Annotated in this window: 11 protein-coding genes; 6 read left to right on the top strand and 5 right to left on the bottom strand. The window is 60.9% G+C overall.

All coding sequences use genetic code 11. The features are described from left to right. Positions 1-119: 119 nt before the first annotated feature. Positions 120-1,694, bottom strand: a complete 1,575-nt coding sequence (locus HU759_RS10370; RefSeq protein ID WP_170039995.1) for an alkaline phosphatase D family protein — start codon at positions 1,692-1,694, stop codon at positions 120-122. Beyond that, positions 1,691-2,245 carry a GNAT family protein gene (locus HU759_RS10365; RefSeq protein ID WP_170039993.1) on the bottom strand — a complete coding sequence of 185 codons (555 nt, stop codon included), beginning with the start codon at positions 2,243-2,245 and terminating at the stop codon, positions 1,691-1,693. The genes HU759_RS10370 and HU759_RS10365 overlap by 4 nt, the downstream gene beginning before the upstream one ends. 190 nt (positions 2,246-2,435) lie before the next feature. On the opposite strand from HU759_RS10365, the gene HU759_RS10360 reads away from it, so the two are divergent. From HU759_RS10360 to HU759_RS10335, 6 genes are all read left to right on the top strand, one after another. Further along, positions 2,436-2,843, top strand: a complete 408-nt coding sequence (locus HU759_RS10360) for a biopolymer transporter ExbD (protein WP_186618385.1) — start codon at positions 2,436-2,438, stop codon at positions 2,841-2,843. Between the two features lie 2 nt (positions 2,844-2,845). After that, positions 2,846-3,580: an energy transducer TonB gene (locus tag HU759_RS10355; protein ID WP_186618383.1), complete on the top strand. Its 735-nt coding sequence runs from the start codon at positions 2,846-2,848 to the stop codon at positions 3,578-3,580. 23 nt (positions 3,581-3,603) lie between these two features. Continuing rightward, positions 3,604-5,889, top strand: coding sequence for a TonB-dependent receptor (locus tag HU759_RS10350; protein WP_186618381.1), 2,286 nt, complete (start codon positions 3,604-3,606; stop codon positions 5,887-5,889). A 25-nt stretch (positions 5,890-5,914) separates the two neighbouring features. Beyond that, a complete protein-coding gene (locus HU759_RS10345; protein ID WP_017136406.1) occupies positions 5,915-6,562 on the top strand; it encodes a MotA/TolQ/ExbB proton channel family protein in 648 nt (215 codons plus the stop codon). 56 nt (positions 6,563-6,618) lie between these two features. Further along, entirely contained in the window at positions 6,619-7,836 is a 1,218-nt protein-coding gene (locus tag HU759_RS10340) for a phospholipase D-like domain-containing protein (protein WP_186618379.1), read from the top strand. Positions 7,837-8,073: 237 nt separating this feature from the next. Further along, positions 8,074-9,813: a dipeptidase gene (locus HU759_RS10335; protein ID WP_186618378.1), complete on the top strand. Its 1,740-nt coding sequence runs from the start codon at positions 8,074-8,076 to the stop codon at positions 9,811-9,813. Between the two features lie 72 nt (positions 9,814-9,885). On the opposite strand, the gene HU759_RS10330 is transcribed toward HU759_RS10335, so the two are convergent. From HU759_RS10330 to HU759_RS10320, 3 genes are all read right to left on the bottom strand, one after another. Then, positions 9,886-10,434: a hypothetical protein gene (locus HU759_RS10330; RefSeq protein WP_099547853.1), complete on the bottom strand. Its 549-nt coding sequence runs from the start codon at positions 10,432-10,434 to the stop codon at positions 9,886-9,888. Between the two features lie 20 nt (positions 10,435-10,454). Next, complete coding sequence (locus tag HU759_RS10325) at positions 10,455-10,709, bottom strand: hypothetical protein (RefSeq protein WP_017136409.1); 255 nt, start codon at positions 10,707-10,709, stop codon at positions 10,455-10,457. Positions 10,710-10,835: 126 nt separating this feature from the next. Then, positions 10,836-12,497, bottom strand: coding sequence for an NAD(P)H dependent flavin oxidoreductase family protein (locus HU759_RS10320; RefSeq protein WP_169985772.1), 1,662 nt, complete (start codon positions 12,495-12,497; stop codon positions 10,836-10,838). Positions 12,498-12,503: the final 6 nt, after the last annotated feature.

The raw sequence follows: 12,503 nt of genomic DNA, 5'->3' as shown, positions 1-12,503 counted from the left end.
CGCCTGGTTTTGGGGCCGCTTCGCAGCCCAACGCGGGGCAAGCCCGCTCGCCACAACAGCCTGCTCGCCACAAATCCCCCCGCGCTCGCCACGTTGAGTATTTACACCCTACAAGTGCGCTAAACCGCAATCGCCCCCGCCCGCCCCGGCTCCACCACAAACGACTTGAGGGTCGACACCGTGGCGTTGGGATCGCGCGGGTCAGTTATCACCCGAAAGTTCGTCAGCATCTTCTGAGCCGTAAGCTCTACCGACACATACCCTCGCTGGCGGCTGTCGAAAAACTTCACATGCGGATTAAGCGGCAGGATCTTGCTGAACGCTTCAAAGGGCGGGCCATCGGAGGTCACCGAGCTGCCGACAAACTCAGTGGCGATCACTGGCGAGTCCGGGTTGTTGGCGTCGGCGTGCAGGTCAGTGGTCCAGAACGAATGGATATCACCGCCCCAGAACACCGGGTTGCTGACCTTGTGACGCCCGATGGACGCCAGCATGCGCGAACGATTGGCCACGTAGCCGTCCCAACCATCGGTCCAATGGCCCACCTTGTGGTTGCTCAGGTCGCGCTGGAGCAAGGGCGCCACCAGCAAGTCCTGGGCGATCACATTCCACTGTGCCTGCGACTGGGCAAAGCCCTGGTCCAGCCAGGCTTCCTGTTGCCAACCCAGCATGGTGCGGCCGAGATCACGCAGGTCGCTGCAAGTGTTGGCGGCGATATGCCCCTGATGGCTGCCGTTGGCCTGGATGCAGGGTTGCTCGGAGCGATACTGGCGCCCATCCAACACATGGAAGCGCGCCAGCCGACCGTAATCCAGGCGCCGGTAAATGCGCATGTCCGGCCCCTTCGGCACACTGCTGGCGCGCAGCGGCATGTGCTCGTAAAACGCCTGGTACGCCGCCGCCCGCTGCTGGAGAAATTGCGCCACGGGAATCTTCGGGTCCTGGGACCAGCGGTTGGCGTAGTCATTCTGCACTTCATGGTCATCCCAGGTTGCCACGCTGGGGGCAGCCGCGTGCAGGGCTTGCAGGTCCGGATCGGTTTTGTACAGCGCGTAGCGGTTGCGGTAGTCGCTCAAGCTCACCGCGTTGCCGCTGCCGTGGGCCCGAAAGACTTTCCCCGAGTCGACGGCGTAAGAGCTGTCGTAAATGTAGTCCCCGAGAAAAAACACCAGGTCAGGTTGCTCTGCGGCTAAATGGCGATAGGCGCTGAAGTAACCGCGCTCCCAATGCGAGCAGGAAACAAACCCCAGCCGAGCCGAGGCCATCGCCTGCAAAGGTGGCGTGGTACGTGCCTGGCCCACCGGGCTCTGCGCGCCGAGGCCTTCGAACTGGTACCAATACGGCCGGCCCGCCGCAAGCCCGGCCACTTCAACATGCACCGAATGGGCGAACCGCTCAGTCGCCAAGACCTCACCCTGCTTCACGATACGCGTCATCGCCGCATCACTGGCCACCCACCATCGCACTGGCACCGCGCGGCTCAAGCCGCCCTGCCCATCCGCTGCGTTGAACAACGGCGCCAGGCGCGTCCATATCACGAAACCATCCGGCAGCGGGTCGCCCGAAGCCACGCCAAGGGTGAACGGGTAATCCACCCCGGCACTGCGCGCAAACGGGCTGAGGATTGAAAACGCGGTAGCGACCGCCAGCCCGGTAAGGACTCGCCGCCTGCCGTGGTCCACTGCGTCATTCACAACGCGCGCTCCCAGTCCTCACGCACGGTGGCAAAGCCCAGCAGGTCTTCGTACACGCCATTTTTGAGAAACGCCTGACGCAGGCAACCCTCGTAGCGCAGGCCGATTTTCTGCATCACTCGCGCCGATTCCTTGTTGCGGCCAAAGCATTGGCTGCCGACACGCTGCAGCCCAAGCTCGGTGAAGCCAAAACTCATCATCGCGCTCGCCGCCTCAGCGGCATACCCCAGGTTACGCGCATGCGCCGCGACCCAGCCGCCCAAATGCCCTGCGTGATGACGAGCGTTAAGGCGCAGGCTGACCATGCCAACCAACTCACCGGTTTCACGCACATGCATGCCCAGGTTCAACAACTCGCCCGCCCGATATTTGTCTGCGGCCCCGGCAATAAAACTCTGTGCAGTTTCCAAGGTATAGGGCGACGGAATGTTGGCCGTGTTGTCAGCGATTTTCGGCCCGTTGGCGAGCATGAAGAGCACCTCGGCCTGGTCCATTTCCAGCGCCCGCAATAGTAGTCGCGGGGTCGACAATTGAGGCAGTGCAGTGGGCATACGCGGCAGCTCTTCAAGTAAATTCCCCCAGAATGTACTGCCTTCGTGTCAATTGCATTACGTCATGAAACCGCAAGGTAAAATCTCTGAAAGACGCGTCCTAGAGCCTTTAAAACGTCAATTAAAGTTAACCATTCGGTCATTTTTGGTTGTTAGCGTGTCGCCCCTAATTCAACGACGGGGTAACAGAATGAGAACCTGGGATGAACCCAAGAAACGCAAGGCACATATCGAGTTGATCCCCATGATCGACGTGATGATGTTCCTCCTGGTGTTTTTCGTACTGGTGAGTTTGAACGTGATCCCCGCACTCGGCATGAAGACCCAACTGCCCAGCGCCAGCAGCTCGCAGCAACTCAAGCCGCAGAATAAATTCATCCTTACCTTGGGCCTGGAAAGCCAGTTGCAACTCGACGGCAAGGCCATCACGGTCGATGCGTTGGTGCCGGCACTGAAGGCTGCAGAAAAGCCTGATACCAAGTCGACCATCATCGTCAACAGCGACAAAGGCGTAGAGGTTTCGCGCCTGGTGGAAGTCATGGACACCCTGCGCCTGGGTGGCTTTACCTCCGTGTCCATTGCCACGCGTAAGTCTTGATCATGTATGTATTGTTTCGTGCGCGTCAGCTGCTGGGCAGTGTCCCGGCCCTGATCGCCCTGGTGCTGATTGCACTGGGTATCCAGTCCCAACCGTTGAAAATCCAGCCGCAGTACGACGAGTCGGCGGTCGAGCTGGCCCTGGTCGAACCCGAGCCTGAAGTGGTTCCCGAGCCTGTGGTCGAGCAAGAGCCGCCACCGCCGGTGATCGAGGACGAAGAGGCCGAACCGGCCCCGCCGCCACCACCGCCCAAACCCTTGCCAAAACCTGAACCCAAGCCCAAGCCGGTGCCCAAACCCAAGCCCGTGGTGGCCGCCAAACCGACTCCCACGCCAGCGCCAGTCGCACCAGTGGCGGCCAAGCCGGTACAGGCCGTCGTTACGCCGACACCTGCGCCGCCCGCGCCACCGGCACCGCCCAAAGTGGATGGCCAGGCACTGGAAGGCGGTTACCTCAAAGGACTGCGCAACGAGCTGGACACTTACAAGCAATACCCCACCGGGCGCCAGGCGTCCCTCGAGCGCCCCAGTGGCGAGGTGGTGGTGTGGTTGATGGTGGATCGACAAGGCCGCGTCCTTGATGCCGGGATCCAGACCCCGGCACCGAGCATGCTGCTCAATCGGGCCGCTACCAATAGCCTGCGCCGCATCAAGCAGGTCAAGCCGTTCCCCGAACAAGCCTTCGGTGGACGTAACGAGCAACGCTTCACCGCCACCTTCAACTACAGCGTGCAATAAGCACCGACACCAGGACGACAGTGATGAGGTTCACACGTATTCATCTGGCACTTGTTGCCGCGACGAGCATGACCCACGCAGTGGTCATGGCAGCTACCAGCGACAGTGACGTCGGCACGATCGGAGTTCAGGGAGGCAAGGCGACCGCGGGGGGCGGTTACATGGTCCAGGAAGAGAGCGCCAAGGGCCGCTCGACCATCACCAAGGAAGCGCTGGACAAGCAAACCGCCACCGGCAACGCCATCGACAAGCTCAAGTACACGCCGGGTTTGAACATCTCGAGTGAGGACAACACCGGTCTGTCGGGCTTTCGCTTCACCATGCGCGGCATGAACTCCGACCAGGTCGGTATGTCGGTCGATGGCATGCCGATCAATGACTCCGGCAACTACGCGCTGTACTCCAACCTGCTCGGCGATCCGGAAAACATCGACCAGATCTTCGTCACCCAGGGCTCGTCGGAAGCCGACGGCCCGCACATCGGCTCCAGTGGCGGCAACATCGGCATCGTGACGATTCGCCCGACCAAGGAAACCGGTGCGTTCGTTAAACAAGTGGTGGGCAGCAACGCCACCCGCAAGACCTTTGCGCGCCTCAACACCGGCGAAGTCAACGGCCTCTCCAACTGGCTGTCGGCGTCCCACACCGAAGGCCAGATGTGGCGCGGCTCGGGCGCGGTGCGTGCGGACAAGGTGGAGTGGAACAGCTTTTTCGACGCCGGCAACGGCAACACCGCCAACCTGATCCTCAAGTACCACGAGCAGGACAACAACAGTTACAGCCAATTGACCAAGGCGCAGTTCCAGCAGTTCGGCCGCCAGTATGACCCGTACCCGGCCAAGCCGGCGCTGGGCTCCAACGGCAAGATCAGCAGCTATTACGACCTGGCACAGAACCCGTTCCAGACCTTCACCGCCGTGCTCAACACCCAGTACAAGCTGAGCGACAACCTGTCGCTCTCGGTGATCCCGTATTACTACTACGGCAACGGCAGCGGCGTGGGCTCCTCCGCCTATGCGCTCAACAGCGGTTCCAACAAAGGCGGCGTATTCGACCTCGGCAACCTGCCGACGCAGGCCCAATATAACGCCGACGGCTCGGCGACGACGGGTGTCTACTATCGCCCTTCGCGCACCCAGACCTGGCGCCCGGGCATCACCACCAAACTGAACTGGGACCTGGGCGACCACAGCCTGCAATTCGGCTACTGGTACGAACGCGCCCGCCAAAGCCAGACCCAACCGTTCATTGCCCTCAAGAACAGCGGCAAGCCCAGCGACACTTGGCCGGACGCCAGCTCCGTGGTCGACGCCAATGGCAACACCGTACAAGGCCGCGACCGCTACACCGTGACGCCAGCGCAAAAAGTCTGGGCTCAGGACACCTGGTACATCAACTCGGACTGGACCCTGATCGCGGGCCTTGCCTACATGAATGTCGAGCGTAAGGGCACCAACCACGGCAGCCTCACCGAACAACCGGGCAAGGCCAACCAGACCTACAACAAGTTGCTGCCCAACGCTGGCCTGAAATACCAGCTCGACGAGCGTGACCAGTTGTTCTACAGCCTTTCGCGCAACATGCGTATCCCGCAGAACTACGTGCTGTACGACAAAGGCGTGGGCTCCCTGGACTCCAAGCCGGAACTGAGCTGGAACCAGGAACTGGGCTGGCGCTACACCGGCGAAGACATGACCCTCGCCGCCACCCTGTTCTACATGCAGTTCAAGAACCGCCAGCTCACGTCCCTGGACAGCAACGGCGATTCGGCCGACATCAACGCCGGCACCGTGATCAACAAAGGCCTGGAACTGGAGTGGAGCGGCAAGCTGCCGCACAACTTCAACTACTACACCTCCTACACCTATACCAGCTCCAAGCAGCAGGATGACCTGACCGTCTTCAGCGCCGGCAAACCGATCGTATTGCCCACCAGCGGCAAGCAGTTCGCCAACGTGCCGACCAACATGCTGGCGGCCAACATCGGCTACGACGACGGGCGCTTCTACGGCACCTTCGGCGGCAAATTCACCAGCAAGCTCTACGGTGACCTGACCAACGACGAAGCCATTTCGGCGCGCACCGTTTTCAACCTCGGCGCCGGTATCTACCTGCCCGTGGACAAGAAAGTGGTCAAGGACGCCACCCTGCGCCTGAACGTCGACAACCTGTTTGACAAGAAGTACCTGGACGGCGTGTACACCACCAAGACCAACGCAGCGAGCTACAGCGGTTTCCGCGATGGCGACCCGGCTTACATCGTCGGCCTGGACCGTACCGTCACGGTTTCCCTGGAAGCGAATTTCTGATTAATCACCTGAGAGGAACACACTCATGGACATGGACCTGCTGCACCAAATCACCTTCTATGTGATGTACGCCGCGATGGCGATCGCGATCTTCATCACCATCGAACGGGGCATCTACTTCGCTTACGTGCGCCGCCAGGCCCGCGCCCTGACCGACGTGCTGGGCGCCAACGTGCACAGCGAGCGCGACTTGCCAGAAAGCCTCACCCGCCGCGACAGCCTGCCGCTGAACATGGTGCTGCCGATCCTCGCGCAAAAGGCCTCCAACGGCTCGCGCAAGGACTTGGACGACGAAATCGAAACCCAGTACCTCAAGACCCGTGCGCCGCTGTCGCGCAGCCTGTGGATCATCGAGACCATCACCACCGCCGCGCCATTGCTGGGCCTGCTGGGCACCATCCTCGGCATCATCGACACCTTCAAGGCGCTGGCCAGTGCCGGCGTGTCCGACCCAGGCCAGATTTCCGGTGGCATCGGTACGGCCTTGTTCGCCACCGGCTTGGGTATCGCCATTGCGCTGTTCTGCGTGGTGTTCCACAACTTCTTCCAGGACAGCCTGGAGCGCATCAACGACCAGCTGAAAATCCTGCTGATCCGCGCGGCCACCGGCGCCCGTGTACAGGGTGAAGTACCGCATCTGGTGCCAACGCCGTTGCACACCCGCACGGCATGACCTTCAGGGCGGGCGCATGATGCGCCCGCCTTTCTTTTTGCCCCGATGAGACGCCTATGTCCCTCTCGATAAAGTTGCGTATCGCAGGCCTGACCGGCCTTCTGTTGAGTCCGCTTGCCCAGGCGGACTTTTCAATTCCAGGGTTTGAACTGGTACACACCGTGCCGGTGGACACTGCGCTGGGGACTGCCGACTTGCGCCAGCCAGGGCCGGTGTGGATCGAGCTGTTTGACGGCGCAAAAAGCAGCATTGATATCGGCCAGTTCTACGCGGCCGACCATCCCGGTTCGGTGATGGACAAGGTAATCGAGCATCTGGAAGCTGCCGGCAAACGGGGTGTGAAGATTCGCTTTCTGCTGGAGGAAAAAGGCATTCGGCTGTCGGAGGCGTCTACCCTGGAACGCCTGCGCGCAATTCCTAACCTGACGTTTCGCGTGCTGGCCTATGGGCAGTTGAGCGGTGGGATCATCCACGCCAAGTACATGGTGGTGGACGGCAAGCAGGCGTTTGTCGGCAGCCAGAATTTCGATTGGCGCTCGCTGGAGCATATCCATGAAACCGGCTTGCGCATCAGCGATGCCAGCGTGGTCAGCCAGGTGCAGGCGATCTTCAACCAGGACTGGCAAGCCCAGGCCGCCTTGGCGGATAAGCAACCGGTGCCACTGCCCGCTGCGGCCCAGGAGCCTGCGCGCACCGGCAACTACCTGGTGGCCAGCCCGCAACGCTACAACCCGCCCGGCGTGGGCGACTCACAACTGGAACTGCCGCGCCTGCTAAGCGAAGCCAAGAAAGAAGTGCGCGTGCAATTGCTCGACTACGCGCCACTTTCCTACGGACCGGACCGAACCCGCCCCTACTACGCGGTGATCGACAACGCCGTGCGCGCCGCGGCTGCGCGTGGGGTATCGGTCAAGCTGATGGTGTCCAACTGGAACACCGACAAACTGGAACTGCCCTACCTCAAAAGCCTGGCCGTGCTGCCCAACGTGGAGGTCAAGATCGTCACCCTGCCCGAGGCCAAACAAGGGTTTATTCCGTATGCGCGGGTGATCCACAGCAAGACCATGGAGATCGACGGGCAAGTGGCCTGGGTTGGCACCAGCAACTGGTTGGGCGGGTATCTGGATAACTCGCGCAACCTGGAAGTGGTGATGCACGACGCGGCGATGGCCAAGCGCATCGGGCAGTTGCACGAGCAGTTGTGGGAGGGGCCGTATGCCAAGGCATTGGACGTGATTGCACCGTATCCGGAGCCGCATCCGGGTAAGCCTTGAGCACTCATTTCAAACTTCACCCTATTCCCCTGTGGGAACCGGCTTGTGTGGGAGCTGGCTTGCCTGCGATGGCGGACTGTCAGTCGACAACTTCATTGCTGATCCACCGCTATCGCAGGCAAGCCAGCTCCCACAAGGCTCCCTATCCCGGCCTTGGTGATGGTAGTGTGTGGAAATGTTTCTGACAGATCGATCAGAAACCTCTTACTCACCGCCTGCAAAGGAATGCCTCTAACCATGCACTTTCCACTCAAGAAACTGGTGGCTGCCACCCTGTTCGCCGCCAGCTTTGCGGCCGTCGCCACGCCTGCGTCCGCCAATATCAGCGTCGAACAAAGCACAGCCATCATCAAGCACTTTGGTGAAACCCCAACCACCGATTTCCGTGGTTTCCTCGGCAGCCTGGCCAAGGGCGACCTGGCAAAAACCGACGACGTCGGCCCGGCCATCGAAGCCTTCCTCGCCAACAAACCCCTGAGCGCCGACCAGCAGAACGAAATCAATCGCCTGCTGGGGATTTATACCCGCGTGAAGTACGGCAAGGCCGCGCTGGAAACCCTGCGCGAGCTGGTCGAGATCCCAACCTTCAACATCGACGGCCTGCCGCAGTACAAGAACCCGGAATTCCTCAAGATCGCCGACAAGATCCAGGGCCTGGCCAAAGCCTTCAACCTGAACTTCCGTAACGTCGACAACCGCGTCTATGAAATCTCCCTGGAAGGCAGCGGCGATGAAGTGGTCGGCATTCACGCCCACGCCGACGTGGTGCCAGTGACCCCGGAAAACTGGGTGCTCAAGGACGGCACCAGGCTTGACCCGTTCAAAGTCACCCTGATCGGCGACCGCATGTACGGCCGTGGCACCGAGGATGACAAGAACGGCATCGTGGTGACGATGTATGCGATGAAGGTCATCAAGGAAGAAAAGCTGCCACTGGCGCGCAACTTCAAGCTGCTGGTGGACACCACCGAGGAAACGTCCGGAGACGCCATTCCTTACTACTTCGAGCATAACCCGACGCCGCAATACAACCTGGCGCTGGATGGCGGCTACCCGGTGGTGATTGCCGAAAAAGGCTACGGCACCGTCATGGCAAGCTTCCCGGTGCGCAAAGGTGACGGCAAAGGCGCAGAAATCATCGCCATGACCGGCGGCGCGGCCACCAATCAGATTCCTTCGGTGTCGGTGGCCACTCTGCTCAGCGACAAGCCTGCGGAGCTGGCGACCAACCTGCAAAAAGCCGGCGACGAATACGCCAAAAATAACGGCGCTGACTTCACCGTGGCGGCCAAGGTGGTGGGCAAAGAGGTCAAGCTGACGGTCACTGGTGTGTCCGCGCACTCGTCCGAGCCGGAAACCGGCGTGAACCCGGTCGCACGCATGCTGGAGCTGATCCACAGCGTCGACGGCAAGATCGCCCTTAAGCACAACCACATCACCGACGCCGCAAAATATGCCGCCGACAACTGGGGCCTGGATTACCTGGGCGGCAAGTTGGGCGTGGGCTTCTCCGATGCATTCATGGGGCCGCTGACCACTTCGCTGACCTTTGTTGGCCAAGACGCCAAAGCCTTCAAACTGGCGGTGAACTTGCGCATTCCCAAGGGCAAGTCGCCGGAAAAACTCAAGGCCGAGATCGAAGAGAAAATCAGCGCCTGGGACAAACACACCAAAGTGGCCATGGACGTCACTTACTCGGTGGCAGAACCGATGTATCGCAACCCTGAAGGTGAGTGGGTCAAAGCGCTGTTGGCCGTGGCCAGCGAAAACCTCGGCATGGAGCACAAGTTCGGCACCTCAGCCGGCGCGACCTCCGTGCATGAGCTGCCCAATGGCGTGCAATTCGGCCTGGCAAAGCCGGACGTGAAGTACACCGGGCACACCGACGGTGAGTTCAAGACCGTCGAGCAGTTCCTGTTGGACCTGCAGATCGTCACGGAAATGATCGGCCGTGTGGGGCAACTGCCGAAGCTCTGATAAGCGCAGGTAAAAACCACAACGCCGATCAACATTGATCGGCGTTGTGGTTAAACAGGTCTGGCTTGCGGCCTAAAACATATCCATCGCATTGCACAGCTTGGCCTTCTCTACCGGCACGTTCTGCGGTTTCCCCGTCGGGTTCAGGCGCTGCAATGCAATCAGGCACTGGCCACCGTCCAGCAGGATCAGTTCGTAATCTTGCCCGGCCTTAGGGGTGAAGTGAAAGCTCTGCCTGCAGCTGTAGGAATTGCCGCCAGAAACATAGCCCTCACTCTGGAAGTTCATGGCAAAAGGCTTGTTCGCCGGCACCTTCAGTTCGCTACGCGCCGAGCCTTGCGCCTCCACCCGGCGGTTGCTCTCGGGCATGCCCAGGCTGCGGCCATTATTCTGACCCGCAAAGCCTGATTCGGACACGGCCATCACCCCGGCGCCAGGCACACGCCAGTCGATGCAATCACGGCCCGGCACGCCGCGCGCCATGCCATTGGTGATTACACGCAAACGTGCGGTATCCCCGGATGTGGGTTCAACATAGGCCGTGTTGTAAGCACGGATATTGGAAATATTGCCGCAGCCACTCACGGCCACGGCCAGGCCTGCTATCAGAAACGCTCTCATGGAAATCCTTTTTTTGAGGCTTAACGGCAGTGATAAGGGCTTTCGCTGCGCAGTTCCTCGCCGGTCCGGGCATCGCGAATGATGACCGTCGCCCCCGGCGCATTGAGGCAGAACGCATTGCGTATGGGGTAAATGTTATGGCCCTCGGCGGTGAAGGTGCCGAGCCTGGTTAACGGGGCGCCGGAGGCGTCCTGAGCCGTCACGGTGTATTCACCCGACATGGTCAGGCAGCCGCTCAGTGACAGCAGCAAGGTGGCGCAGATTGCATATTTCACAGGTGATATCCCTATCGCACAGAAATAATTGCCGTGATTGGCAATGTCTGTATGAGCCGACTGCGCCCATATAGTTCAGGGAAACTCGGGAAACCTCCTACCTAACACCTAGAGTGCCTCAGCCCTTCAAGCTTCAAGCATCAGGATATCTTCAAAGAACCCGCCAACCGGCTCGGTGGGGTGGCAGAGCTGGATCTCCAGCACCCACACCATTTCACTCGGTGTGATCTCAAGCTCGGCCAATTCCGTGGTGCCGAACAATGCGTGGGGGAAATCCGCAATACGGTGGCCGGCCAGGTTGCGCGACAGCCGCCAGCCCTTGGAAACGGCCCGTTCTTCGGCAAAGTCATAGAGTTCACAGCCGGTCATGCCACGCTTCCAGGCCTCGCGGGTTTCATCGAACACTTCATGCACGGCCTTGAAACAATCGCGATGCAGCGCTGACTCGCCGAAGACGAAGGTGTCACCATAGTCGCCCTCGTAGCCGTCCCACACCGGGCCGAGGTCGACCACCACGATATCGCTGGCACGCAGCGGGCGCAGTGGGTCAATGCCTTCTCTCGGTGGGCGAACCGTGTCGTCGCCAAAACGGATGTACGTCGGGTGCCAGGTGTGGGAGGCGCCCATGGCCTGCAACTGCTCGGCGGCCATGTCGAGGGCTTCCCCGGTGGTCATGCCGACCTTGAGCTGGCTGGCAATCGCTGCCAGGGCGCGGATGGTTTTTTCACGAGCGGCAAGCATGCCGTCCAGCGAATACCTCGGGCCGACCTTTTCCCAGGTGTCATCCAGGGTCTTGAGCAGCGCGTCGGCGCTCGACTGGCCGCTGGGCACAAAGGCTTCGGCGATAAACCGATGGCTCGGTAAACCTGCTTCCAGGCACTTGGCACGCGTCTGGCTGATCATGCCGCCATTACCGCAGGCATACACCTGAGCGGCTTCCCAACGGTGCCCGTGGCCTAGCGCGACTTCCTGCACCTTGCCCTGCGAGGCCAATACTGGGTGCCAGTGGAAACGCGGGTGGTCGATGACCGCCTGGTCCAGGAATGCGCGGTCGTAAAAATCTGCTGCTTGCGCGCCGCCCCAGTAAAACGTCACCTCTACATCACGCTTCAAGGCGGTCAGCAAGATCGGCTTGATACCCGCATAGCCGGTGCCGGTGGCAAACAGGACGACCGGCGCAGCGTCATCGTCCTGCCAGGTGCAGGCACCAAAAGGCCCTTCCAGCGGCAACAGGTCGCCGGCCTCAAGGCTGCCCAGCAGGGTCTCGGAAAACAACCCGCCGCTCACCTGGCGAATCTGAAACACCAGCCGCCCATCGCCGTCGGCCGGCAAGTTGGCGATCGAGAAGCACCGCGAATCGCCATCGACCAGGCGGACCTTGAGGTACTGGCCTGCCCGCACGGCCAATGGCATATCCGGCATCACCACCAACTCGATGATGTCGGGGCTCAGTGCGCGCTTGCTCAGCACTGTCGACTCGACGACCAGCGCGGGCGTGTCCAGCGACCAGCCGGGAATTTCCAGGCGCATGTCGGCGCAGGCATGGCTTTGGCACAGCAGCATCTCATTGGCCGCCAGCGGGTAGCTGGGCGCGGGTGCGCCGGGGGCCAGTTGCTTGGCGCGGTATTCACCTTGGGTGACCACCACCTTGCACGACCCACAGGCACCGCGTCGGCACGAGAACGGCACTGACAAACCGCTGGCGAGCATCGCGTCCAGCAACAGCTCGTCACCGGCTTCAAAGGTTTTACCCGAGGGAGAGAGTTCGATTACATGGCGTGTGTTCATAAAGAC

It is taken from the genome of Pseudomonas sp. OE 28.3 (assembly GCF_014268205.2).
Lineage (GTDB): Bacteria > Pseudomonadota > Gammaproteobacteria > Pseudomonadales > Pseudomonadaceae > Aquipseudomonas > Aquipseudomonas edaphica.
Note: the sequence above shows the minus strand (reverse complement) of the source record. Positions and strands in the feature narration are given on the sequence as shown.